The sequence below is a fragment of the Sphingomonas populi genome, from assembly GCF_004208535.1.
Lineage (GTDB): Bacteria > Pseudomonadota > Alphaproteobacteria > Sphingomonadales > Sphingomonadaceae > Sphingomonas > Sphingomonas populi.
Genome location: NZ_SGIS01000005.1, coordinates 131,335 through 153,921 on the forward strand (window position 1 = coordinate 131,335; position 22,587 = coordinate 153,921).

Genomic DNA, 22,587 nt, shown 5'->3' on the forward strand with positions numbered 1-22,587 from the left:
GTCACAGCATCCGCTCCAATGCTGCCTGCGCCGCCGCTTCGACCGACTCGCGTTCGGCATCGTCGGCGATCCCGTCGAACACCGATCCGATGAACGCGCGCAACAGCAGTGCCTTGGCCTCGGCCGGCGGCAGGCCGCGACTTTCGAGATAGAACAACCCGGTCTTGTCGAGTTCGCCCACCGTCGCGCCGTGCGCGCACTTCACGTCGTCGGCGAAGATTTCGAGTTCGGGCTTGGCGTTGGCGGTCGCGGTGCGGGTGAGCAGCATCGCCTTGACCGACTGGCTCGCATCGGTCTTCTGCGCATCGCGCGCGACCGCGACCTTGCCGAGATAGCTGCCGGTCGCATGACCACCCAGCACCGAGCGCACCATCTGGTTCGAGGTCGCGTTGGGTTCGATATGGTTGAGCGTGGTGACGATCTCGAGCGTCTGCTCGCCAGCGCCGAGCATCGCCGCGCCGAGTTCGAAATGCGAACCCTCGTGGCATGTCACGTCGATCGCGACCCGGCCGAGCTTGCCGCCGGTGTTGAGGACATGGAAGGTCGCAGTCGCGCCGGCGTGGAGGATGACTTGGATGTCTCGGATCGCGGTGGCGTCGGCGGCGGCATCCTGCACGATGACGCGGGTGATGCTGTCACCGGCGGCAACCTCGATCACTTCAGGCGCAGGCAGCGGCCATACCGAGGCGACAGCCTCCAGATCGCTGTACCGCCAGGCCTCGTCGCGCCGCGTGGGGAGGGCGCTCAAATCCCCTCTCCCCTTGTGGGAGAGGGAGGGGCCCGCTCGACGCAGTCGAGTGGGAGGGTGAGGGGGAGCGTGACACACGCCCCCTCATCCGACCTCGCTGCGCTCGGCCACCTTCTCCCACAAGGGGAGAAGGAAAGAAGGACACTCACGCCGTCACCTCGGCGTAACCCGCCGCCTCAAGCTCCAGCGCCAGTTCCGGCCCGCCGGTCTTCACGATCCGGCCGCCGGCGAGAACATGCACGACATCGGGCTTCACGTAATCGAGCAGCCGCTGGTAATGGGTGATGAGCAGCACCGCCTTGTCGGGCGCGCGCATGATCCGGTTGATGCCGTCGCCGACCGCGCGCAGCGCGTCGATGTCGAGCCCCGAATCGGTCTCGTCGAGGATCGCGAACTTGGGGTTGAGGATGCCCATCTGCACCATCTCGTTGCGCTTCTTCTCACCGCCCGAGAAGCCGACGTTGACCGGCCGCTTGAGCATCTCGGCATCCATCCCGATCGCCGCCGCTTGCGCACGCGCGACCTTGAGGAACTCCGCGCCGGAAAGCGGGCCTTCGCCGCGCCCCTTGCGTTGCGCGTTCAGGGCTTCCCGCAGGAACTGCACGTTCGACACGCCGGGGATCTCGACCGGATATTGGAAGCCGAGGAACAGCCCGGCGGCGGCGCGCTCATGCGGCGCGAGCTCGAGCAGATCGATGCCGTTGAAGGTAACGGACCCCGCCGTCACCTCATAACCGGGCCGCCCGCCGAGCACATAGCCGAGCGTCGACTTACCCGCGCCGTTCGGCCCCATGATGGCGTGGACCTCACCGGCGTTGACCGTCAGCGACAGACCCTTGAGGATTTCCTTGCCGTCGATTTCGGCGTGGAGGTTTTCAATTTTGAGCATTCTCATTCCCTAGCTCGCCGCGCTCGGCGCGGACGAAAGCGATCAGCGCGGTATCGACGCAATTCGCGAGCGGCTCGCCGGCACGGAAGCCGCTTGCCGCACAATCGCGCGTACTCAGACAGGCTTGGCGGTCGATCGCCGCGTCGCCGCTCGATACCGAGACCTCGCACCGGCGCACACGACCACGACGATCGATGTTGGCGTTGACGCGGAGGCGACGCAGCCGCTCGCCGGTCACGACGATATCGGGCGTCTGAGCCGCGAGGAGCATCGGCAGGAAAATCACCCGACCGACCCCTCAAGCGAAATCCCAAGCAACTTCTGCGCCTCGACCGCGAATTCCATCGGCAGTTGCTGCAACACCTCTTTGGCGAAGCCGTTGACGATCAGCGCCACCGCAGCCTCCTGATCCAGCCCGCGCTGCATCGTGTAGAACAACTGATCGTCGCTGATCTTCGAGGTGGTGGCCTCATGCTCGATCTGCGCCGACGGGTTGCGCACCTCGATATACGGCACGGTATGCGCGCCGCACTCGCTCCCCAGCAGCAGCGAATCGCATTGCGTGAAGTTGCGCACGCCCTCGGCCCCCGCCGCGACGCGCACCAGCCCGCGATAGGTGTTGTCCGAACGGCCCGCCGAAATCCCCTTCGACACGATCGTCGAACGCGATCCCTTGCCGTTGTGGATCATCTTGGTGCCGGTGTCGGCTTGCTGGCGGTTGTTCGTCACCGCCACCGAATAGAATTCGCCGACCGAATTCTCGCCGTTCAGCACGCACGACGGATATTTCCAGGTGATCGCGCTGCCGGTCTCGACCTGAGTCCAGCTCACCTTGCTGCGCGCGCCCTGGCACAAAGCCCGCTTGGTGACGAAATTGTAGATGCCGCCCTTGCCGTCGGCGTCGCCGGGATACCAGTTCTGCACGGTCGAATATTTGATCTCGGCATCGTCCAATGCGACCAGTTCGACCACCGCTGCATGCAACTGGTTCTCGTCGCGCATCGGCGCGGTGCAGCCTTCGAGGTACGATACGTATGCGCCCTTGTCGGCGACGATCAGCGTGCGTTCGAACTGGCCGGTATTCTCGGCATTGATACGGAAATAGGTCGATAGCTCCATCGGGCAGCGCACGCCCTCGGGAATGTACACGAACGTCCCGTCGGAGAAGACCGCGCAGTTGAGCGCGGCGAAGTAATTGTCGTGCATCGGCACGATCTTGCCGAGCCACTTCTTCACCAGATCGGGATATTCGCGGATCGCCTCGCTGATCGAGCGGAAGATCACGCCTGCCGCCTCAAGCTCCTTGCGGAAGGTGGTGGCGACCGAAACCGAATCGAACACCGCATCGACCGCGATGCGGCGCGGCGGCGTGCCGCCCTCCACACCCGCGAGCAGCTTCTGCTCCTCGATCGGGATGCCGAGCTTTTCGTAGACGCGCAGGATCTCGGGATCGACCTCGTCGAGCGAGCCGAGCTTGGGCTTGGCCTTCGGCTCGGCGTAATAATAGGCGTCCTGATAATCGATCGGCGGGATGTCGAGCTTGGCCCAGTCGGGCGCCGGCATGGTCAGCCAGTGGCGATACGCCTTGAGTCGCCAGTCCAGCATCCACGCCGGCTCGTTCTTCTTGGCCGAGATGAAGCGGACGGTGTCCTCGCTCAGCCCCTTGGGAGCGAAGTCCTGCTCGATGTCCGAGCTGAAACCCCATTCGTAGGTCTTGTTCGCCGCCGCGAAGGCGTCTGCGTTGCGGGTGGCCATTATGCGTTCCTCACCAAATTCCCCTCCCGCTCGCGGGAGGGGTTAGGGGAGGGCGTGTCCCCAAGGGTTTCGACTGCGATTGGAACAGCCCCTCTCGCAAGCGGGATGGGAGAAGACAGGCTGGCGAGCGACACGTTCGCCAGCGCGCCGCGCACCGCGCCGTTGACCACGTTCCAGTGCGGCTTGACTCGGCAATCGCCCTCGATCGCACACTCATGCGCGCTTGGTTCGACGCACGCGGTCAGCGCGATCGGCCCCTCGATCGCCTCGACGATCTCGGCGAGCGTGATTGCCGCTGGCGGGCGCGACAGGCGGAAGCCGCCGCCGGTGCCGCGCGCGCTCTCGATCAGTCCGGCGGCGGAGAGCTTGCTGACCAATTTCTGCACGGTCGGCAGCGGCAGCCCGGTTTCCTCGGCGAGCAACGTTGCGTTGAGCCGCGCCGCCCCGCCGCAGTGGCGGGCGGCGGCCGCCAGCATCACGACGGCATAATCGGTCAGGCTGGACAGGCGCATTTGCGAGCGGTTCTCAAATCGGACAAGATCGTTCCGATTGGGCATGTGGCCCCGAAGTCGGCGCGCGTCAACACCTCAGCGGCAGGAAACCCCCCGCTATTTCGCCGCCGCCTTGGGCACCACGTCCATCGTCCAGTCCGCCTCGGGCCGCAGATATTTGCGCGCTGTCGCCTGTAGATCCGCCGCCGTCATCGTCGAGACGTCGTGGTACAGCCGCGCCAGCGCGTCGATCCGGCGCGGATCATAGGATGCGCCGGTCAACTGGAGCATCCAGAACTGGTTGCCGGTCGATTGGCGCATGATCGACTGCATCATCGGCCCGATCGTGCGCTTCAGCTCGTCGTCGCTGATCGGATTGGCGACGAGATCGGCGGCGATGCTGCGTGACAGGCGGAAGAACAGCGGCACGTTCTCGGGCGTGACCTGCCCGACCGCGACCATCCGCCCGCCGCCGGGCAGACCGACCGGCCAGGTGCTCGATACGTTCGGGCTGTAGCTCGCGCCCGCCTGCGAGCGGAGCTGGTCGAACAGCCGGTCGCTGAAGATCGACGCCAGCACGTCGAGCCGCCGCGAATCGGTCAGCCCCTCGACGCCGCTGCCGGTCGGCCAGGCGATCACCGCCGCCGCCTGGTTCTCGGGGCCGTCATGCGTCAGCACGACCGGCGTGGTGTTGTGCGCGGGGAAGCGCACCGGCGGCGGCGGCGTGGTGGCCGCGCCGCGCGGCGGCAGCGCGCCGATCGTCTTGCCGACGGTCGCGATCGCGAGATCGGCGGGGACGTCGCCGAACACCTGCACCTCGATCGGGCCGGATTTCATCAGCGGTTCCCACAAGGCGCGGAACGACTGCGGCGTCAGCGCCTCGATCTGCGCGCGGCTCGGTGAGCCCCAGCGCTGGTCGCCACCGCGCAGCAACCGTTCGAGGTCACGCGACAGCACGCCGCCCGGCGACGCGCCGAGGCCGGCATAGCCCGCCAGCGCGACGCTCTTCGCGCGCAGCACCGGATTGGGGTCCCAGCCCGGTGCGGCCAGCTCGGCAGCCATCAGTCGCATCTGGTCGGCAAAGTCGGCGGGCGACGTCTGGCCCGCCAGCGAGAAGGCGTCGTCGTCGATATCGAAATCGAGCCCGAGCACCCGACCGGCGGTCATCTGGTCGAGATCGCCCTGGCGCAGCTTGCCGATGCCACCCTCGACCAGCGCCATCTCGGCTGCCCAGGCCGGCGTCGCCTTGTCGGCGGGCAGGGCGTTGTAGCCGCCGCCGAAGCGCACGCGCACGTAGATACGATTGTCCTCGGCGTTGGTCGAATAGACCATCAGCTTCGAACCGTTCGAATAGGCGACGCTGGTCAGATCCATGTCCGGGCCGAACCGCGTCACCTTCTCGCGCGAGACGATCGTCGCGGGCTTGCCGCCCGGCGCGGGCAGCTTCGCGAATGACACTGCGCCCTGCGCACGGCTCCGGCCGACCGCCGAGACCTTGGCGGTCAGCGCGGTGGTGAGTTTGGCCGTGGCGCCATCGTCGGGCGTTTGCAGGCTCAGCAGCGCGCGCGTCGCGGTGCCCTGGAACACGCGCTTGGTTGAGGCGAGTTCGGCGGCGGGGTTGAACATCTTCTTGGCGACGGCATCGTGATAGACCTTGAGGATCGTATCCGGCGCGGTGGTCGTCTCGCGGATGTCGAGCGCCTGCACCATGTCGTCGGCTTCCTTCGATCCCGCTTCGGCGCGCGCGGTCTCGACGCTGGTGCGGAAGCTGACTTCGAGGTCGGCAAGCTCGCGGTCGATCTCGGCCTGGGTCGGCGCATGCGCCTGCGCGGCGGCGATCACCGAGCGGACATCGCGAAGCGCGGCTTCCCAGGCGTTGCCGACCGGCAGGATCGACACGATCGTCACGTTGGCCGAGCGCGAGGGATCGTCGAGCGCAGCCTGCGCGGCGATATAGCTGCCGCCGGCGCGTGCGCGCGCCTCGAGCCGCCGGTTGATGATCGCGAGCGCGATCTGATCGACCAGCCGGGCCTGGTTGAACAGGATCGTATCGTTGTTGAAATGCCACGGCCGCACCACCGCGAGCGTGATTCGCGTCGGCAGGCTCGGCTCGACGATCGTCGCGGCGGTCGGCTGCTTGGCGTCGGGCGTGCCGAAATCGGGGTCTGCGGGCGCGGGGCCGATGCCCTGCCAGCCGCCGAAATATTTGGCGATGATCGGCTCGATCGTCGCCGGATCGGCATCGCCGGCGATCGACACCAGCACGCGCGAGGGGCGATACCAGCGATCATGGAAGGCGCGCACGCTGTCGGCGGTCGCCGCCTCAAGCGTCTTGATGTTGCCGATCGGCGAGCGGTCGGCGAGCGGTTGCCCTGCGAACAGCGTCGCGTTGAGCGCGTTGAGGAAGCGCACCTGCGCGCCCGGCTGTTCGCGCTGTTCGGCGAGCACGGCGGGGCGTTCGGCGTTGAGCGCTTCCGGCGTGATATTGGGGGCGGAGACCATGCCCGACATGATCTTGATGCTCTCGTCGATCCCGGCCGGCGTCGCCGAGGGCAGATCGAGCTTGAAAACCGTCTGCGTCGTCGTGGTCTGCGCGTTGGTGTCCGAACCGAAGGTCGTGCCCATCCGCTGCCAGATGCGCTTGGCCTCGCCGTCCGGCACGTATTTCGAGCCGCGGAACGACAGATGCTCGATCAGATGCGCGAAGCCGCGCTCGCTGTCCTGCTCGTAGAGTGAACCCGCGTCGATGCGGACGCGCACCGAGATCTGCCCGGGCGGCACGCCGTTCTTGCGCACCGCATAGCGCAGGCCGTTCTTGAGCGTGCCGAAATGCCAGGCGGGATCGGGCGCGATGTCGCTGCCCTTGTAGAGCCACGCATCCCGACTCGCGATTGCGCTTTCGGGACTGTCGGCGGCGGCTGGTGCCGGTGCGGTCTGTCCCGCCAGCGTCGGCGACATGCCGGTGATGAGGGTGGCAATCAGGCCATAGGCGATAAGGGGGCGCGTCACGCGCGATAGCAACAACATGATGAGACCCTAGCGACCTTGGCCGGACACCGCCAGCGGCCCCGTTTCCACCACAAAGCGCCTGCGAAACCGATATGTCCGCCATGTTTCAGACCCAGATCGCGATTAGCCATTCCTCCGACGGCGTTCGCGCGCCGGAAGTTCCAGGGGGTTCTGGCAGCGTCGTGCGTACCGATATCAAATCATCCATTCGCCCGATCGGGCCGATTTCCAGCAGTACGCCCCAGCATGACGTGGTGGCGGCACGCGCGCCGGCACGTTCGACCTTGGAATTGCCGCTCTGTGCCGAGCGCAACCGGCCGCTCGCGATCCGAATCGGCAAGCGGCTGCGTGGCGTGTTCGACCGGCTGATCGCCACCTCGTCGCTGGTGACGAACGATCCGGTACTCGACGTGCGCGATTTCGCCTGGACCGCGCCCTTGCGCGAAAACTGGCGCGCGATCCGCGACGAGGCGCTCGCCATCGCCTTGCAGGGCGATGCCGCGCCGAGCCTCGCGACGATCTCGCCCGATCACCGTGCGATCGCCCGCGTCGGCCAGTGGAAGTCGTTCTTCCTGTCCGGCTATGGCTGCGCGATCGACGAGAATATCGCGCGCTGCCCGGCCACGGCGGCGGCGGTGGCGCGGATACCGGGCCTAAACACTGCGGTCTTCTCGATCCTTGCGCCGGGTACGCACATCCCCGATCATCGCGGCGTCACCAAGGGGCTGCTGACCTGCCACCTCGGGCTGATCGTGCCGCGTGACGGCGACGTGCGGATGCGGATCGGCGACCGGATCGTGCGCTGGGCCGAGGGCGAGACTTTGGTGTTCGACGATACCTACAGTCACGAAGTCTGGAACGACACCAGCGGAACGCGAGTCGTGCTGCTGATCCAGTTCGCCCGGCCGCTGCGCCGCCCTGGCAGAATCGTGGCGGATCTGGTGTTGCGGCTGATCCGCCGTTCGGCCTTCGTTCAGGAAGCGCGCGACAACATTTTGATCTGGAACGAAACGATCAAGAAAACGGGTGCGTGATGTGGCTTTGGGGCGCGCGCCGGAAAGAGAAGCTTTCCCACATCAGCCTTGATCCGGCCGTAACGCCACGCCACATGCAGCGCATGTTGATCGAAACCGAAGCGACACCCAATCCCGCGACCCTGAAGTTTCTTCCGGGCCGCATCGTGATGGACAGCGGCACGCGCGATTTCGCGACGCCCGAAGAAGCCGAAGCGTCTCCGCTGGCGGACGCGCTGTTCGGTCTTGGCGATGTCACCGGCGTCTTTTTCGGTCGCGATTTCATTTCCGTCACTGCCGGCCCCGGCAGCGACTGGTCGCTGTTGAAACCCGATGTGCTCGCCTTGCTGCTCGATCATTTCAGTGCGGGGATGCCATTGTTTCGTGCCGGCAGCGCCGCCGAGATTTCGGTTCCGGCCGAAGGTGATTTCGCCGACAATCCCGAGGATGCCGACATCGTCGCGCAGATCAAGGATCTGATCGAGACGCGCGTGCGCCCGGCCGTCGCCAACGATGGCGGCGACATCATCTATCGCGGCTTCGACAAGGGTAAGGTGTTCCTCCAGATGCAGGGCGCCTGTTCGGGATGTCCGTCGTCCTCGGCGACGCTGAAGAACGGCATCGAGCAACTGCTTCGCTACTATGTCCCCGAAGTCACCGAAGTGCGCGCGGTCTGACGACCGGCGCGCGCACCTTCTTCACGCCAAGCATCACGAGGAATCTCTATGGCCGCCAAGCTGTCCGACGACGCGCTGGACACGATCTTCCGGTCGGCGCGCAGCTATAACGGGTATACCGATGCGCCCGTCACCGAGGCTGATCTGCATGCGATCTGGGATCTGATGAAGTTCGGGCCGACTTCGGCCAACATGCTGCCGGCGCGGCTGGTCTGGTGTACGACGCCGGAATCGAAGGAAAAGCTCGCTGCGCTGTCGAGCGGCACCAACGGCGAAAAGATCCGCAAGGCGCCGGTGACGGTCATCATCGGCATGGATTCGGATTTTCACGAGCATCTGCCGACATTGTTCCCGCATGCCGACGCCCGCGCGTGGTTCGCCGGTGATGACAAGGTGGCGGCCCGCAAGGAAGCCGCGCTGCGCAATTCGTCGTTGCAGGGCGCGTATCTGATCTTGGCGGCGCGCGCGCTCGGCTTCGGTACGGGGCCGATGTCGGGCTTCGACAATGCCGCGGTCGATGCGGCGTTCTTCGCCGACACGCCCAACATCACCTCGAACTTCATCGCCACGCTCGGCGTTGGCGATCCCGCGACGATCTTCGACCGCTCGCCGCGCCCGCCGTTCGAAACGTTCAACCGGATCGTCTGAACCGGGTTTGCGCACGCTCGTCATCGAAACCGCGACTGCCGCTTGCTCGGTCGCCCTGCTGCAAGACAGCGCGGTCATAGCCGCCGGGCATGAGGTGGTCGGGCGCGGCCATGCCGAGCGGCTGCTGCCGATGATCGCCGCCTTGCCCGATGGAGGGCGCGCGCAGCATATTCTCGTCGATTGCGGCCCCGGCAGCTTCACCGGCGTGCGCGTCGGCATCGCGGCGGCGCGCGCGCTCGCGCTCGGCTGGGGAGCGAGCCTCGGCGGCTTCTCGTCGCTGCCGCTGCTCGCCGCCGCTGCGTTCGCGCGCGATCCCGGCACGCCCACGCTCGCGACCATCATCGAGGGTGGGCATGGCGAGGTGTTCATGCAGATTTTCGATGCGCCGCTTCAGGCGCGTAGCAACCTCGTTTCGCTTCGTCCCGAAGCGGCGCTCGCCGCGCTGGAAGGGCGGTTCGCGGTCGGCAGCGGCGTCCGTCTGCTCGCCGGAATCGATCCTTCGCACAGCGATGCCGACGCGCTGCCCCGCGCCGCCGATGCGCTGCTGCTGCCGGCGGCTTTCACCACGCTCGCCGCCGTCCCGCTCTACGGCCGCGCGCCCGATGCGAAGCCGATCGCGGCGTGAGCACGATGCTGACCCGCGTCGATCTGCGCAGCGGCACCGCCGTCGATCTCGGCACGGTTGATTCGATCATGCAGGCGGCGTTCGATCCGCGCTACGGCGAGGCCTGGACCCGCAACCAGTGCCTCGGCATCCTGTCGATGCCCGGCGTATGGCTGACGATCGCGTCGATCGACAACGAACCCGCTGGCTTCGCTCTGTCCCGGATCGTCGTCGATGAGGTCGAACTGCTGCTGCTGGCGACAATGCCCGGCTTTCGGCGTCGTGGCGTCGGATCAGCGTTGTTGCGCTCGGTCGTCGCCGACAGCGTAAGCCGTGGCGCGAAAAGCCTGCATCTTGAAGTGCGTGAGGGCAATGCGGCGATCCGTCTCTACAGCGAATCCGGCTTCGCCAAGGTCGGTGAACGTCGCCGTTACTATCGCGGTTCTGACGGCCATGCCTTTGATGCTTTTACGTTTCGTCGCGAATTAGCCATATAATACCGATTCATGACAAAATTGTCGCTTGCGCTTCTGCCGGCAAGCGAGAATAGGCACGCTGAGAGCTTCGATAACAGTAGCTCAGATGGGTCAAAGGTAAGATATGGATACGCAATTGGAACTTCAGGAAACGCTGGTCACGCTCACCGCCGATATTGTCGCTGCACATGTCAGCAACAATAGCGTCGCGGTCTCGGATATTCCCGTTCTCATCGCCAACGTGCATGGTGCGTTGGCCGGTCTTGGCGGCCCTGCGCCGACGCCCGAAATCAAGCAGGAGCCAGCCGTTTCGGTGCGCTCGTCGATCAAGCCCGACTATATCGTCTGCCTTGAGGATGGTAAGAAGCTCAAGATGCTCAAGCGGCATCTGATGACGCACTACCAGATGACCCCGGAGCAATATCGCGCCAAGTGGAATCTTCCCGCCGACTATCCGATGGTCGCGCCGAGCTACGCCGAACAGCGTCGCACGCTCGCCAAGAAGATCGGCCTCGGCACCAAGCGCCGCAAGGTCGCGACGCGCTGATCCGATCCAAGGGGCGGTGGCGGCATGTGCCGACGCCGCCCTTTTTCGCGTTCGCGAAGAATTGGACGCGCCCTCTTTATCCGAGGCCGCGAAGCGCTTAGAACGCCCTCATGCCCCGCAAAATCGACATCGAAGCTCTTTGTAATGAAAAGGGCCTTCGCATCACCGAACAGCGGCGCGTCATCGCCCGCGTCCTCTCCGAAGCGGATGACCATCCCGATGTGGAGCGCGTCTACGAACGCGCGTCCGCAATCGACCCCGGCATCTCGATCGCCACCGTCTACCGCACGGTCCGGCTGTTCGAGGAGGCCGGCATTCTCGACCGTCACGATTTCGGCGACGGCCGCTCGCGCTATGAGCCGGCGCCCGAGGCGCATCACGATCACCTGATCGATGTCGAGACCGGCAAGGTTCTGGAATTCGTCGATCCCGAACTCGAACAATTGCAGAAGACGATCGCCGAGCGGCTCGGCTTCCGGCTCGTCGATCATCGCATGGAATTGTACGGCGTCGCGATCGACCGCAAGGTCTGAGGCCGCGCCTGCTGAGCCCGGAGCGCCTCGCCGCCGCCGCCGGGCGGCCAGTGCCGTTGAGCGTCACCGGCAAACTGCGGCTGTGGCGTCGCGTCGCCATGCTCTTCGGTCTCGCGCTGGTGACGGTGCCGCTGCACTATCTCTGGCGGCTGGTGCGTTTGTCCTCGCCGTGGCCGCGCATGTTCCTGGCGGGGGCGGGGCGGGTGAGCGGCGCGCGGGTTCGCGTCGCCGGCGTGCCACTCAAGCGCGATGTCTTCTACATCGCGAATCACGTCAGTTGGATCGACATCCCGGCGATCGCGGGTGCGAGCGGCACCGCGTTCGTCGCCAAGGCCGAGATTCGCGATGCGCCGGTGGTCGGCTGGCTCTCCTCGCTCAACCGCACCGTCTTCGTCGAGCGCGAGGATCGGCTCGGCGTGGCGGGGCAGATCAACGCGCTGCGCGAGACGCTCGCCGAGAATTGGTCGGTCACGGTTTTCCCCGAAGGCACCACCGAGGACGGTCGCTCGCTGCTGCCGTTCAAGACCTCGATGCTCAAGGTGCTCGAACCGCCGCCGCCGGGCGTGATGGTCCAGCCTGTGCTGGTCGATTACGGCGATGTCGGCATCGAGATCGGCTGGCTCGGCGATGAAAGCGGCAAGGACAATGCCGCGCGCGTGCTCGCCCGGCGCGGCAGCTTCCCGGTCGTGGTGCATTTCCTCGAACCCTTCCACCCGCGCGACTTCCCCGGCCGCAAGGCGATCGCGGCGGAAAGCCGGCGGCGGATCGAGGCGGCGCTGGCGAATTTGCTCGGCCATCCCGTGCCGGTCTTCGCGGGGCATGACGCCTGGGCGCGCATGGCCGATCAAGCCCCCGATCGAGCCGCCGTGCTGCCATGATTTGTGCATAGGCGCCGCGATGACTATGAAGCGCCCATCATGAAACCCTTCCCCAAGACCTTCCACGTCAAGTCGTTCGGCTGCCAGATGAACGTCTATGACGGTGATCGCATGGCCGAGATCATGGCGGACCAGGGCCTCACCGCGACCGACGACGCCAATGCCGCCGATCTCGTCGTGCTCAACACCTGCCACATCCGCGAGAGGGCGACCGAGAAGGTCTATTCGGACATCGGCCGGTTGCGCAAACACGGCTCCGACCCTTTGATCGCGGTCGCCGGCTGCGTCGCGCAGGCAGAGGGCGCCGAGATCGTGCGGCGCGCGAAGGTCGATGTTGTGGTCGGCCCGCAGGCGTATCACAATTTGCCCGATCTGGTCGCGCGTGCGGCGCGGGGTGAGTCGGCGCTCGACACCGACATGCCGGTCGATCTCAAGTTCGGCCATTTGCCGCCGCGCCGCCGCGTCGCGCCAAGTGCCTTCCTGACCGTTCAGGAAGGCTGCGACAAATTCTGCACCTATTGCGTCGTTCCCTACACGCGCGGCGCCGAAGTTTCACGCGGCTGGATGCAGGTGATCGACGAGGCCAAGGCGCTGGTCGATGCCGGCGCGAAGGAAATCACTTTGCTCGGCCAGAACGTCAATGCGTGGGAAGATGACGGTCCCAAAGGGAAATGGGGCCTGCACGATCTGATCACCGCGCTCGCCGACATCGCCGGGCTGCACCGCATCCGCTACACCACCAGCCACCCCAACGACATGGCGCAGGGGCTGATCGAGGCGCATCGCGATATCGAGAAGCTGATGCCGTTCCTGCATCTGCCGGTGCAATCGGGCAGCGACCGCATCCTCAAGGCGATGAACCGCAGCCACACGCGCGATTCGTATCTGCGCCTGCTCGACCGGGTGCGCGCGGTGCGGCCGGATATCGCGCTGTCGGGCGACTTCATCGTCGGCTTCCCCGGCGAGACCGAGGCCGATTTCGCCGAGACGCTGAGCCTCGTCGATGCGGTCGGCCATTCGCAGGCGTTCAGCTTCAAATATTCGCCGCGCCCCGGCACGCCCGCCGCCGGCATGGCCGATCAGGTCGCGGCGGAGGTGATGGACGAGCGGCTCCAGCGTTTACAAGCCGCGCTCAACCGCGATCAGGCCGCGTTCAACGCGGCGAGCGTAGGCCGCCGCTGCACCGTGCTGATGGAGCGCAAGGGCAAACTGCCCGGTCAGCTCATCGGCAAAAGCCCGTGGTTGCAATCGGTTCACGTCATCGGTGATGCGACGATCGGCGATCTCGTCGCTGTCGAAATCACCGCCGCCGGGCCGAACTCGGTGACGGGTATGATCCTGGATCAGGCACACGGGGGTGAGGATGAAGTCTTCAAACGCGCAAGGCTCGACGTTGCTGCCTGAGGACGGCCAAGCGCTTTTCCTCGAGGAAACCGGGCCGGCGTGGCGTCGCACGCGGATCGGGCTGTGGCTCTATGCCGGGCTGGGCGTGGCGCGCATCATCCTGTCCGGGGTGTCGCTCGTGCTGTTTCGCAGGTAGCGGCGGCCGTCTCCCACTTGGCGCAATAAGATTGGCGCGGGCGACGCGCTTTCCCCCTGTCGCGAGCCGCCGTGATCTGCCAAACTCCGGCCTGGATGCAGCGTAACCGCCCTCCTTGTCGTCAGCCCCGATGCGCGTTGCGCAGCGGCTGCGAGCGTCGGCGCGCTCTCCTTCCCGTAACCGAAGGACCCGCATGAGCCGAAAGCCCGTCCCCGCCCAAGCCGGCGAGCGTAGCCGCGCCGAAGTCGTGTTCGATCGCCCGCAGTTGATGGCGCAATTGTTCGGGGAGTTCGACCAGAACCTGCTGCTGCTCGAAAGCCGGCTCGGGGTGTACATCACCGCGCGCGGCAACAAGGTCGGGCTGGAGGGCACCGCCGAGGCGGTCGCCTCCGCGCGCGACGTTCTGCATGCGCTGTACAACCGCATCGTGCGCGGCGAAGTGGTCGATGCCGGGTTGGTCGAGGCGGTGATCGCGATGTCGGCCGAGCCGATGCTGACCGGCATCATCCGCGCCGAGGATCGCGGTGGCCCGCCGCAGATCATGATCCGCACGCGCAAGAAGACGATCGTGCCGCGCACCGTCGCGCAGGCGCATTACATGCGCGAACTGCTGGGCAACGACATCATCTTCGCGCTCGGGCCAGCTGGCACCGGCAAGACCTATATCGCCGTCGCGCAAGCGGTCGCGCAGCTCATCACCGGCAGCATCCAGCGGCTGATCCTGTCGCGTCCAGCGGTGGAGGCGGGCGAGAAGCTCGGCTTCCTGCCCGGCGACATGAAGGAGAAGGTCGATCCCTATCTGCGCCCCTTGTACGATGCGCTCAACGACTGCCTGCCCGCCGAGCAGGTCGAGCGGCGCATCGCCAGCGGCGAGATCGAGATCGCGCCGATCGCCTTCATGCGCGGGCGCACGCTGGCGGATGCGTTCATCATCCTCGACGAAGCGCAGAATACCACCCCCGCGCAGATGAAGATGTTCCTGACCCGCTTCGGCGAGAACAGCCGCATGGTGGTGTGCGGCGATCCCAAGCAGACCGATTTGCCCGGCGGTATGGCGTCAAGCGGCCTCAACGATGCGGTCAAGCGTCTGGAGGGCGTCGAGGGCCTGTCGATCTGCCGGTTCGGCGCGAGCGACGTGGTGCGCCATCCGATCGTAGGGCGGATCGTCGAGGCGTATGAGGGTGTGGACGGTTGATCTCAGGGATATCCCAGATTATATTTAGGATATCCCGTGGAGGCTGAAATGGCGTCACTCTATATCAAGGATGCAGAAACCGCTGCGTTGGTGACGCGGCTTGCCAAGCGATCCGGCGTGACCAAGACTGCGCTGGTGCATGAACTGGCTGTGGCACGCGAAGCCGAATTGGATCGAAAGACCTCGGGCTCATCCGTCCGGGCCTCGCTGGACAAGTTGTGGCGTGACCACCCCGGCTTGTTGCAAAAGACGGGTCTTGTGGCGGACAAGGCGTTCTACGATAGTCTCAACGACGAGGATGAGGATTGACCATTCTCGTCGATGCATCGGCCCTTGTCGCTATGATGGCGCTGGAGGAGGATTGCGATGCGCTGATTGATACGCTCGATCAGCACGACAATAAGCTCTATTGCGCGACCGGAGCATGGGAAGCAGTTCGGGCGATCGCTCGTATTCGGGTCGTCGATATCGTTGAGGCTGGCGAAGCGATCCATCGGTGGCTTGAGGATCTTGGCTTTCGAATGATACCGATCGGCGAGATCGAGGAGCGACTCGCAATTGAAGCCCATCGCCTTTACGGCAAGGGTACGGGTCATCCCGCAAAACTCAACATGGGCGATTGCTTCGCCTATGCCTGCGCCAAGGCCAACAACGCCCGCTTGCTCTACAAGGGTGATGACTTCTCACATACGGACCTTGCCTGATGCTCGAAATCGCCGTTTCCGCTGAAAGCGTCTGGCCCGATCACGATTGGGACGCGCTCGCGCACCGCGCGGCGACCGTCGCGATCGAGCGGACCCCCAATGGCGAAATCCTCACCACCGAGGCGCTGTTCGAGGTGTCGGTTCGTCTTACCGATGACGCCGAGGTCCAGCACCTCAACGCGCAATATCGCCACAAGGACAAGCCGACCAACGTGCTGTCCTTCCCGATGGTGCAGCCCGATCTGCTCGAAACGATCGGGCAGAATAGCGACGATGGCGAAGTGCTGCTCGGCGACATCGTGCTCGCCTACGGCGTCTGCGCGGCCGAAGCCGAGGAGCGCGGCATTACTCTTGTCGATCACGCCACGCATTTGATCGTGCATGGTACGCTGCATCTGCTAGGATACGACCATATGGTCGAGGATGAGGCCGAAACGATGGAGGCGATCGAAACCGATGCGCTCAAGTCGCTCGGACTTGCCGACCCATATCTCATTCGCGAGGACTGAAACGACCGCCATGGCCGACGGCCCCAGTAATGGTATTAGCCATAGTACCACCAGCACCGGCGCGCAGGCCGGCGACCCCGCCCATCACGAGGGCGGCATCTGGAAGAATCTCAAGGCGCTGATCTTCGGAGACAGCGGCGATGAATCGCTCCGTACCCAGCTCGAAGACGTGATCGACGCGCACGAGGGCGATCCAGCGCCCGATGCCACCGGCGATCTTTCCCCGCTGGAACGGCAGATGGTGCGCAACCTTCTCCATTTCGGCGAGCGCGATGCGGGCGATATCGGGGTGCCGCGCGCCGACATCGTCGCGGTCGAAGAGCGCACCAGCTTCGCCGATCTGGTCAAGCTGTTCGCCGAAGCCGGGCACAGCCGCATCCCGGTCTATAAGGAAAAGCTCGATACGATCACGGGCATGGTCCACATCAAGGATGTCTTCAACATCCTCGCGACCGGCGCGCCACATCCCGATACGATCATGGGCCTCATCCGGGAGCCGCTCTACGTGCCGATGTCGCGCGGTGCGCTCGATCTGCTCGCTGACATGCGGACCAAGCGAGTCCATCTCGCGATCGTGCTCGACGAATATTTCGGCACCGAGGGCCTCGTCACGATCGAGGATCTGATCGAGGAGATCGTCGGCGATATCGAGGACGAGCATGACGAGGCGCCGGCGGCGCTGCTCGTGCCGATCGATGGCGGCGGCTGGGAGGCGGACGCGCGCGCCGAACTCGAGGATGTCGGCGACCTGATCGACCCACGCCTCGCCGAAGTCGATGGCGACATCGATACGATCGGCGGACTGGCGGCGGTGCTGGCGGGGCATGTCCCCGAAGTGGGTACGTGCATCGCGCATCCGAGCGGCTGGACGATCGAAGTCACCGAAGCCGATACCCGCCGGGTCGGGCGGCTGCGCCTGCATCCGCCGCGCCCGCAACTCGAAGACGCCTGACGCGAGAGCGCGTCTAAACGCGGCCGATTCGCGTCACATGCCCCATCTTGCGGCCCGGCCGCACTTCCTTGCCGTACAGGTGGAGGTGTGCGCCGGGTTCGGCGAGGATGTCCGCCCAGGTGTTCGCCTCGGCACCGATCAGATTGTCCATCACCACGCTCGGCGCGGTCAGGCCGGTGTCGCCGAGCGGCAGCCCGCAGATCGCGCGGATATGGTTCTCGAACTGCGACGTCACCGCGCCCTCGATCGACCAATGCCCCGAATTGTGGACGCGCGGCGCCATCTCGTTGAACACTGGGCCATCGGCGCCGGCGAAGAATTCGCATGCCAGCACGCCGACATAGCCGAGCCGGTCGGCGATCCGCCCGGCCAGTGCCGCCGCCTCGCCCCACTGTGCGGCGATCTCGGCAGGCGCAGGCAGCGAGGAGCGCGCGAGGATGCCGTCTTTGTGCTCGTTCCACGGCGGCGGATAGCTGACCATCGCGCCGTCGCCACGCCGCGCGAGGATGATCGAAAATTCGTGGCTGAACGCAACGAATCCTTCGAGGATCGCCGGCCGCCCGCCGATCGCGTTCCACGCCGCCTCGGCCTCGTCGGCGCTGTGGAGCCGCACCTGGCCCTTGCCGTCATAGCCGAGCCGCAGCGTTTTCAGGATCGCTGGCGTGCCGATCGTGGCGATGGCGGCGCGCAAGTCATCGAGCGTCTCAACCTTCGCCCAGGGCGCGGTGCGGCCCCCCAGTTCGGCGACGAAGCTCTTCTCCTCGGCGCGGTCCTGCGCGACGCCGAGCGCGGCGGGCGCGGGATGGACCGGCACCTTGGCGGCGAGATAGACGATCGGGTCGAGCGCGATATTCTCGAACTCATAGGTGACGACATCGGTGATCGCGGCGAACTCATCGAGCACGATTCGGCTGTGATAATCGGCGCGGGTGAAGCTCGATGCGGTCTGCGCGGCGACGCTCTCGGCGTCGGGCGCGAGGACGTGGGTGCGATAGCCGAGCTGTGCCGCAGCCGCCGCGAGCATGCGCCCGAGCTGCCCGCCGCCGAGGATGCCGATGGTCGAGCCGGGGGGGAGGGGAGTCATGCGCGCACCGCTTCAGCGTTCCTATGTTTCGACGTCGTTCGGGACGAACGGAAATCGTGAGGCATCACGCCGGGTCGGTCGCGACGCCGTCGGTTTGCGCGGCACGCCACGCCTGCAACCGCTCCGAAAGCGCCGGGTCGCCCAGCGCGAGGATCGCGGCGGCGAGCAAGGCGGCGTTCTTGGCGCCGGCCTTGCCGATCGCGAGCGTGCCGACCGGAATCCCCGCCGGCATCTGGACGATCGAATAGAGGCTGTCGAGACCGCTCAACGCCTTGGACTGCACCGGCACGCCGAGCACCGGCAAATGCGTTAGCGCCGCCGTCATGCCCGGCAGATGCGCCGCGCCGCCGGCACCGGCGATGATGACCTTGAGGCCACGCCCCGCCGCCGCTTCAGCATACTCATAGAGCCGCTGCGGCGTGCGATGCGCTGAAACCACTTTGGTTTCGTGCGCGACTCCGAGATCGCTCAGCAGATCGGCGGCGTGGTGCATCGTCTCCCAATCGGAGGTGCTACCCATGATGATGCCGACCTGCGGTTCCATCCTGTGCCCCTAGCGAGCCGAGGCGGGCAGGGCAACAGCATCGGTTCGCCCGCGCCAAACCGTTCCCCCGCGAAGGCGGGGGTCCAGAGCTACGAACGCAGCGCCTGTGGCTCTGGACCCCCGCCTTCGCGGGGGAACAAAAGCCTCAAAGCAGGTCGCGATATTCCGGATGGCGCTTGATGTACTCCGCCACGAACGGGCATTGCGGGATGACCTTGAGCTTGCGGTCGCGTGCCGAATCGAGTGCCGCGCGGATCAGCCGCGAACCCACGCCACGTCCTTCGATCGCCTCCGGCACGATGGTGTGCGTGAAGACGATCGTGTCGTCCTCCATCTGATAGGCGGCCACGGCGCGGTGGCCGTCGACGACGAGTTCGAACTCATGTTCGGAGCGATTGTCAGTAACGTCAGGCATCAGGCCGTGTCGCATAAACCGCCGGCACCCGAAAGAGTGCGGCGTCAGGCAGCGACGCGCCCCGCCTCGATCCGCGCGCGCGCCGACAGGAACGGCCCGCGCGGATCGCGCGACGGCGCGAAATGGCCGAAGCCTATGGGCGCGGGCATATCGACATAGACACCCTCCATCCCGCCGCTCATCCGGTACGCCTCGTGCCAGAAGCCGGCGCCGCCGCTATCGCGCAGGAAATCGCGCCACCAGGTCGCGTGCGGCTCGCTGCGCGTGAAGCGTTCGAGGCTTTCGTAGTCGCGCCAATATTGGCGGATGCCGACATGGGTGAGCGAATAAAAGCATTGCTCGTCGTGGAGCAGCCCGTCCGGCTTGTTCTGCCGGATCGCCGACAGCCCGCGTCCGATCCGCAGGATCGACAGCACCCCACGCCACCGGCGCACCCGGAAGCCGAGCATCACCACGACGAGATCGGGCAGGGCGGAGAGATCGATCGATTCGCGCTTCACCGAATTTTGCATGGCCACGGCTCCAATGTATATGCCGTACACATAACCCTATAAGTATACGATGTAAACATGGCTGAGACCTATCATCATGGCGATTTGCGCGCGGCGCTCGTCACGGCGGCGCTGACGCTTCTCGATGCCGGCGAGGGTTCGCCGAGTTTGCGTGAAGTCGCCCGCGCCGCCGGCGTCTCCGCGATGGCGCCCTACCGGCATTTCGCCGACCGCGCCGCGCTGCTCGCCGCCGTCGCGGATCAGGGGTTCGCCGCGTTGCGCACGCGGCTGCTCGCGGCGGATGACACGCCTGACTCGCGCGCCGCCCTGGTCGCGCAAGGCCGCGCCTATGTCGATTTCGCGCTGGCGCACCCGGCGCTGTTCCGGTTGATGTTCTCGCGCGAGAAAACCGGCGGCGTGCCCGAGGGCGAGACCGCCTACACCGTGCTCGCCAACCGAGTCGCGCAGATCGCGCCCGATCGCGCCGAGCCCGCGACGCTCGCCGCGTGGGGCCTGGTCCACGGCCTCGCCACGCTGCTGCTCGACGCGAAAGTGGGCGCGCTGCACCGGGGGGCGGTGGAGGCTACGCTGGAGTTGCTGGTCGATGGCATGATGGCGCGCGGTTCTTCCAAAGGCTCGACAGGGTAGCCGCGAAGCGCCTAATCGGGCGCGTGATCGATCCGCTTCCCATCCTCCAATCCACCTTCGGCTTCCCCGGTTTCCGCGGCGTGCAGGAACAGGTGGTCAGCCGCGTGCTCGCCGCCGAGAACACGCTCGCGGTGATGCCGACCGGCGCGGGCAAGTCGCTCTGCTACCAGTTGCCGGCGGTGGCGCTCGACGGCACCTGCGTCGTCGTTTCGCCGCTGATCGCGCTGATGCACGACCAGCTCCGCGCCGCTACCGCGATCGGCATCCGCGCCGCGACGCTCACCTCGGTCGATACCGATCAGATGGAGACGATCGCGCGCTTCCGGCGTGGCGAGCTCGACCTGCTCTATGTCGCGCCCGAACGCGCCTCGAACGAATCGTTCCGCAATCTGCTCGGCCAGTCCCCGCTCGCCTTGTTCGCGATCGACGAGGCGCATTGCGTCTCCGAATGGGGGCATGATTTCCGCCCGGATTACCGCCTGTTGCGGACGATGCTCGACGCCTTCCCGCACGTCCCCCGGCTCGCGCTGACCGCGACCGCCGACGCGCACACCCGCGCCGACATCCTCGAACAGCTCGGCATCCCCCACGACGGCATGATCGTCGCGGGGTTCGACCGGCCCAACATCCAGTATCGGATCAGCCCCAAGGACAATATCACCCGCCAGATCGCCGACATCGTCGCCGAGCAGCCGGGGCCGGGCATCGTCTATGCGCAGACCCGAAAAGGGGTGGAGCAACTCGCCGAGCGGCTCGCCTCGACCGGGCGTAAGGTCCGTCCCTATCACGCCGGGCTCGATCCCGCCGTCCGCGCCCGCAACCAGGCCGATTTCGTCGCCTCCGAGGACATGGTGATCGTCGCGACGGTCGCGTTCGGGATGGGCATCGACAAGCCCGACGTCCGCTTTGTCGCGCACGCCGGCCTGCCCAAGTCGATCGAGGGCTATTATCAGGAAACCGGCCGCGCCGGGCGCGACGGTGACCCGTCGATCGCGCATCTGTTCTGGGGCGCGGAGGATTTCGCCAAGGCCCGCCAGCGCATCGGCGAGGTCGAGCCGCACCGCCAGCCCGGCGAGCGCGCGCGCCTAACCGCGCTCGGCGCACTGGTCGAGACGCCGACCTGTCGCCGCCAGATCCTGCTCCGCCACTTTGGTGACCCCGCGCCCGATACCTGCGGCAATTGCGACAATTGCCTCAACCCGCCCGGCGCGATCGATGCGACGGAGGTGGCGAGGAAATTCCTCTCCGCCGTGTTTCGCACGGGTCAGAGCTTTGGCGTCGGCTATATCGAAAGCATCCTGACCGGCCAGTCGAGCGAGCGCAGCCTGATGAACGGGCACGAGGCGCTCGGCGTGTTCGGCATCGCCTCAAGCTCTGAGGAAGCCGCGCTCATCAAGCCGGTATCGCGCGCGCTCCTGCTCCGCGACGCTTTGCGCACCAACGATTTCGGCGGACTCGAATTCGGCCCCGAAGCGCGCGGCATCCTCAAAGGTGAGACGACCGTCTCACTGCTCGTCCAGCCCAAGCGCGAGCGGCGTCGGCGCGGCGCGGCGGCGGAGAACCCGGCGGGCGATCCTTTGTTCGAGGCGCTGCGCGCGAAACGGCGCGAGCTGGCGCAGGCCGCGCAAGTGCCGCCCTATGTCATCTTCCACGATTCGGTGCTGCGCGAAATGGCCACGCTCAAGCCCACCAGTCGCGCCGCGCTCGCGCACATCACCGGCATCGGCGCGCGCAAGCTGGAGACCTATGGCGACGCCTTCCTCGAGGTGTTACGCGGATGAGCGAGAGGATGGATTAACCCCATGATACGCAAAATCGACGACTCGGTTTCAGTCGCCCCGCAGATATCCCCCGAAGACGTGGCCGACATCGCTGCCGCCGGCTTCGTCGGAATCGTCAACAATCGCCCCGATGGCGAGGATGCCGGCCAGCCCGAGGGTGCGGCCGTCCGCGCCGCCGCCGAGGCGGCTGGCCTCGCCTATACCGAGATCCCGGTCACCCAGGCCGGCTTCTCCCACCCGCAGATCGACGCGATGGTGGAAGCGCTGGACAGCGCCGGCGGGCCGGTGCTGGCCTTTTGTCGCTCGGGCACGCGATCGTGCAATCTGTGGGCGCTCGCGCAGGCCAAGCAGGGCCGCGACCCCGACGTGCTGATCGCCAAGGGGCGCGAGGCGGGGTATGACCTCAACGGACTGCGCCCGCTGCTAGAGGCTTTGTCGGGCAGGGCGTGAAAGGAG

28 protein-coding genes are annotated in these 22,587 nt (G+C 66.2%); 18 read left to right on the plus strand and 10 right to left on the minus strand.

The window, feature by feature from the left end:
- Position 1 precedes the first annotated feature (1 nt).
- From EWE75_RS04995 to EWE75_RS05020, 6 genes are all read right to left on the minus strand, one after another.
- The gene (locus tag EWE75_RS04995; protein ID WP_206364685.1) at positions 2-748 is read right to left on the minus strand and encodes a SufD family Fe-S cluster assembly protein; all 747 of its coding nucleotides are present in this window, start codon (positions 746-748) and stop codon (positions 2-4) included.
- Between the two features lie 145 nt (positions 749-893).
- Entirely contained in the window at positions 894-1,637 is a 744-nt protein-coding gene (gene sufC, locus EWE75_RS05000; RefSeq protein ID WP_130155589.1) for a Fe-S cluster assembly ATPase SufC, read from the minus strand.
- The gene (locus EWE75_RS05005) at positions 1,624-1,908 is read right to left on the minus strand and encodes a hypothetical protein (RefSeq protein ID WP_130155590.1); all 285 of its coding nucleotides are present in this window, start codon (positions 1,906-1,908) and stop codon (positions 1,624-1,626) included. The genes sufC and EWE75_RS05005 overlap by 14 nt, the downstream gene beginning before the upstream one ends.
- A gap of 11 nt (positions 1,909-1,919) precedes the next feature.
- Positions 1,920-3,392 (minus strand): Fe-S cluster assembly protein SufB, encoded by a 1,473-nt coding sequence (gene sufB, locus EWE75_RS05010; RefSeq protein ID WP_130155591.1) that lies wholly within the window; start codon positions 3,390-3,392, stop codon positions 1,920-1,922.
- Entirely contained in the window at positions 3,392-3,904 is a 513-nt protein-coding gene (locus EWE75_RS05015) for an SUF system Fe-S cluster assembly regulator (protein ID WP_130155592.1), read from the minus strand. Before EWE75_RS05015 ends, sufB begins: the two co-directional genes overlap by 1 nt.
- 96 nt (positions 3,905-4,000) lie before the next feature.
- Positions 4,001-6,910 carry a M16 family metallopeptidase gene (locus EWE75_RS05020; protein WP_130155593.1) on the minus strand — a complete coding sequence of 970 codons (2,910 nt, stop codon included), beginning with the start codon at positions 6,908-6,910 and terminating at the stop codon, positions 4,001-4,003.
- A 74-nt stretch (positions 6,911-6,984) separates the two neighbouring features.
- On the opposite strand from EWE75_RS05020, the gene EWE75_RS05025 reads away from it, so the two are divergent.
- The 15 genes from EWE75_RS05025 (at position 6,985) to EWE75_RS05090 (ending at position 17,168) form a co-directional block, all read left to right on the plus strand.
- On the plus strand, positions 6,985-7,926 hold the full coding sequence (locus tag EWE75_RS05025) for an aspartyl/asparaginyl beta-hydroxylase domain-containing protein (RefSeq protein WP_231708216.1): 942 nt from the start codon (positions 6,985-6,987) through the stop codon (positions 7,924-7,926).
- An 83-nt stretch (positions 7,927-8,009) separates the two neighbouring features.
- Positions 8,010-8,582, plus strand: a complete 573-nt coding sequence (locus tag EWE75_RS05030; RefSeq protein ID WP_130155648.1) for a NifU family protein — start codon at positions 8,010-8,012, stop codon at positions 8,580-8,582.
- Between the two features lie 48 nt (positions 8,583-8,630).
- A complete protein-coding gene (locus EWE75_RS05035) occupies positions 8,631-9,230 on the plus strand; it encodes a malonic semialdehyde reductase (protein ID WP_130155594.1) in 600 nt (199 codons plus the stop codon).
- A gap of 7 nt (positions 9,231-9,237) precedes the next feature.
- Entirely contained in the window at positions 9,238-9,855 is a 618-nt protein-coding gene (gene tsaB / locus EWE75_RS05040) for a tRNA (adenosine(37)-N6)-threonylcarbamoyltransferase complex dimerization subunit type 1 TsaB (RefSeq protein WP_130155595.1), read from the plus strand.
- The gene (locus EWE75_RS05045; protein WP_130155596.1) at positions 9,852-10,331 is read left to right on the plus strand and encodes a GNAT family N-acetyltransferase; all 480 of its coding nucleotides are present in this window, start codon (positions 9,852-9,854) and stop codon (positions 10,329-10,331) included. Before tsaB ends, EWE75_RS05045 begins: the two co-directional genes overlap by 4 nt.
- Positions 10,332-10,434: 103 nt before the next feature.
- Complete coding sequence (locus EWE75_RS05050) at positions 10,435-10,857, plus strand: Ros/MucR family transcriptional regulator (RefSeq protein ID WP_130155597.1); 423 nt, start codon at positions 10,435-10,437, stop codon at positions 10,855-10,857.
- A 110-nt stretch (positions 10,858-10,967) separates the two neighbouring features.
- Complete coding sequence (locus EWE75_RS05055; RefSeq protein WP_069203560.1) at positions 10,968-11,390, plus strand: Fur family transcriptional regulator; 423 nt, start codon at positions 10,968-10,970, stop codon at positions 11,388-11,390.
- Between the two features lie 50 nt (positions 11,391-11,440).
- On the plus strand, positions 11,441-12,268 hold the full coding sequence (locus EWE75_RS05060; protein ID WP_427915768.1) for a lysophospholipid acyltransferase family protein: 828 nt from the start codon (positions 11,441-11,443) through the stop codon (positions 12,266-12,268).
- Positions 12,269-12,307: 39 nt separating this feature from the next.
- Entirely contained in the window at positions 12,308-13,672 is a 1,365-nt protein-coding gene (miaB, locus tag EWE75_RS05065; RefSeq protein ID WP_130155598.1) for a tRNA (N6-isopentenyl adenosine(37)-C2)-methylthiotransferase MiaB, read from the plus strand.
- Positions 13,632-13,808: a hypothetical protein gene (locus tag EWE75_RS24915; protein ID WP_165388268.1), complete on the plus strand. Its 177-nt coding sequence runs from the start codon at positions 13,632-13,634 to the stop codon at positions 13,806-13,808. Before miaB ends, EWE75_RS24915 begins: the two co-directional genes overlap by 41 nt.
- Before the next feature lie 193 nt (positions 13,809-14,001).
- Complete coding sequence (locus tag EWE75_RS05070; RefSeq protein WP_130155599.1) at positions 14,002-15,003, plus strand: PhoH family protein; 1,002 nt, start codon at positions 14,002-14,004, stop codon at positions 15,001-15,003.
- A gap of 48 nt (positions 15,004-15,051) precedes the next feature.
- Positions 15,052-15,312 (plus strand): type II toxin-antitoxin system VapB family antitoxin, encoded by a 261-nt coding sequence (locus tag EWE75_RS05075; protein WP_130155600.1) that lies wholly within the window; start codon positions 15,052-15,054, stop codon positions 15,310-15,312.
- Positions 15,309-15,707 carry a type II toxin-antitoxin system VapC family toxin gene (locus tag EWE75_RS05080; protein ID WP_130155601.1) on the plus strand — a complete coding sequence of 133 codons (399 nt, stop codon included), beginning with the start codon at positions 15,309-15,311 and terminating at the stop codon, positions 15,705-15,707. The genes EWE75_RS05075 and EWE75_RS05080 overlap by 4 nt, the downstream gene beginning before the upstream one ends.
- Positions 15,707-16,216 (plus strand): rRNA maturation RNase YbeY, encoded by a 510-nt coding sequence (gene ybeY, locus EWE75_RS05085; protein WP_130155602.1) that lies wholly within the window; start codon positions 15,707-15,709, stop codon positions 16,214-16,216. The genes EWE75_RS05080 and ybeY overlap by 1 nt, the downstream gene beginning before the upstream one ends.
- A gap of 10 nt (positions 16,217-16,226) precedes the next feature.
- A complete protein-coding gene (locus EWE75_RS05090; RefSeq protein ID WP_130155603.1) occupies positions 16,227-17,168 on the plus strand; it encodes a hemolysin family protein in 942 nt (313 codons plus the stop codon).
- A 13-nt stretch (positions 17,169-17,181) separates the two neighbouring features.
- Here EWE75_RS05090 and EWE75_RS05095 read toward each other — a convergent pair whose 3' ends face one another.
- From EWE75_RS05095 to EWE75_RS05110, 4 genes are all read right to left on the minus strand, one after another.
- Positions 17,182-18,252, minus strand: a complete 1,071-nt coding sequence (locus tag EWE75_RS05095; protein ID WP_130155604.1) for a 5-(carboxyamino)imidazole ribonucleotide synthase — start codon at positions 18,250-18,252, stop codon at positions 17,182-17,184.
- Between the two features lie 64 nt (positions 18,253-18,316).
- Positions 18,317-18,796 carry a 5-(carboxyamino)imidazole ribonucleotide mutase gene (gene purE, locus EWE75_RS05100; protein WP_130155605.1) on the minus strand — a complete coding sequence of 160 codons (480 nt, stop codon included), beginning with the start codon at positions 18,794-18,796 and terminating at the stop codon, positions 18,317-18,319.
- 145 nt (positions 18,797-18,941) lie between these two features.
- Entirely contained in the window at positions 18,942-19,211 is a 270-nt protein-coding gene (locus EWE75_RS05105) for a GNAT family N-acetyltransferase (RefSeq protein WP_130155606.1), read from the minus strand.
- 44 nt (positions 19,212-19,255) lie between these two features.
- The gene (locus EWE75_RS05110) at positions 19,256-19,723 is read right to left on the minus strand and encodes a monooxygenase family protein (protein ID WP_130155607.1); all 468 of its coding nucleotides are present in this window, start codon (positions 19,721-19,723) and stop codon (positions 19,256-19,258) included.
- Positions 19,724-19,780: 57 nt separating this feature from the next.
- Between EWE75_RS05110 and EWE75_RS05115 the strand changes: the two genes are divergently transcribed.
- Genes EWE75_RS05115 through EWE75_RS05125 form a run of 3 tightly spaced genes read left to right on the plus strand, consistent with a single transcriptional unit; the run spans position 19,781 to position 22,581 of the window.
- Positions 19,781-20,350 carry a TetR/AcrR family transcriptional regulator gene (locus EWE75_RS05115; protein WP_130155608.1) on the plus strand — a complete coding sequence of 190 codons (570 nt, stop codon included), beginning with the start codon at positions 19,781-19,783 and terminating at the stop codon, positions 20,348-20,350.
- 23 nt (positions 20,351-20,373) lie between these two features.
- Positions 20,374-22,131, plus strand: a complete 1,758-nt coding sequence (recQ, locus tag EWE75_RS05120) for a DNA helicase RecQ (protein WP_130155609.1) — start codon at positions 20,374-20,376, stop codon at positions 22,129-22,131.
- Positions 22,132-22,152: 21 nt separating this feature from the next.
- A complete protein-coding gene (locus EWE75_RS05125) occupies positions 22,153-22,581 on the plus strand; it encodes a protein tyrosine phosphatase family protein (RefSeq protein WP_130155610.1) in 429 nt (142 codons plus the stop codon).
- Positions 22,582-22,587 lie beyond the last annotated feature (6 nt).

Coding starts and splice junctions, on each gene's coding strand:
- sufC (WP_130155589.1), bottom strand. CDS start 1,637: ATGCTCAAAATTGAAAACCTCCACGCCGAAATCGACGGCAAGGAAATC.
- EWE75_RS05005 (WP_130155590.1), bottom strand. CDS start 1,908: ATGCTCCTCGCGGCTCAGACGCCCGATATCGTCGTGACCGGCGAGCGG.
- sufB (WP_130155591.1), bottom strand. CDS start 3,392: ATGGCCACCCGCAACGCAGACGCCTTCGCGGCGGCGAACAAGACCTAC.
- EWE75_RS05015 (WP_130155592.1), bottom strand. CDS start 3,904: ATGCGCCTGTCCAGCCTGACCGATTATGCCGTCGTGATGCTGGCGGCC.
- EWE75_RS05020 (WP_130155593.1), bottom strand. CDS start 6,910: ATGTTGTTGCTATCGCGCGTGACGCGCCCCCTTATCGCCTATGGCCTG.
- EWE75_RS05025 (WP_231708216.1), top strand. CDS start 6,985: ATGTCCGCCATGTTTCAGACCCAGATCGCGATTAGCCATTCCTCCGAC.
- EWE75_RS05030 (WP_130155648.1), top strand. CDS start 8,010: ATGTTGATCGAAACCGAAGCGACACCCAATCCCGCGACCCTGAAGTTT.
- EWE75_RS05035 (WP_130155594.1), top strand. CDS start 8,631: ATGGCCGCCAAGCTGTCCGACGACGCGCTGGACACGATCTTCCGGTCG.
- EWE75_RS05050 (WP_130155597.1), top strand. CDS start 10,435: ATGGATACGCAATTGGAACTTCAGGAAACGCTGGTCACGCTCACCGCC.
- EWE75_RS05055 (WP_069203560.1), top strand. CDS start 10,968: ATGCCCCGCAAAATCGACATCGAAGCTCTTTGTAATGAAAAGGGCCTT.
- miaB (WP_130155598.1), top strand. CDS start 12,308: ATGAAACCCTTCCCCAAGACCTTCCACGTCAAGTCGTTCGGCTGCCAG.
- EWE75_RS24915 (WP_165388268.1), top strand. CDS start 13,632: ATGAAGTCTTCAAACGCGCAAGGCTCGACGTTGCTGCCTGAGGACGGC.
- EWE75_RS05070 (WP_130155599.1), top strand. CDS start 14,002: ATGAGCCGAAAGCCCGTCCCCGCCCAAGCCGGCGAGCGTAGCCGCGCC.
- EWE75_RS05075 (WP_130155600.1), top strand. CDS start 15,052: ATGGCGTCACTCTATATCAAGGATGCAGAAACCGCTGCGTTGGTGACG.
- ybeY (WP_130155602.1), top strand. CDS start 15,707: ATGCTCGAAATCGCCGTTTCCGCTGAAAGCGTCTGGCCCGATCACGAT.
- EWE75_RS05090 (WP_130155603.1), top strand. CDS start 16,227: ATGGCCGACGGCCCCAGTAATGGTATTAGCCATAGTACCACCAGCACC.
- EWE75_RS05095 (WP_130155604.1), bottom strand. CDS start 18,252: ATGACTCCCCTCCCCCCCGGCTCGACCATCGGCATCCTCGGCGGCGGG.
- purE (WP_130155605.1), bottom strand. CDS start 18,796: ATGGAACCGCAGGTCGGCATCATCATGGGTAGCACCTCCGATTGGGAG.
- EWE75_RS05105 (WP_130155606.1), bottom strand. CDS start 19,211: ATGCCTGACGTTACTGACAATCGCTCCGAACATGAGTTCGAACTCGTC.
- EWE75_RS05110 (WP_130155607.1), bottom strand. CDS start 19,723: ATGCAAAATTCGGTGAAGCGCGAATCGATCGATCTCTCCGCCCTGCCC.
- EWE75_RS05115 (WP_130155608.1), top strand. CDS start 19,781: ATGGCTGAGACCTATCATCATGGCGATTTGCGCGCGGCGCTCGTCACG.
- EWE75_RS05125 (WP_130155610.1), top strand. CDS start 22,153: ATGATACGCAAAATCGACGACTCGGTTTCAGTCGCCCCGCAGATATCC.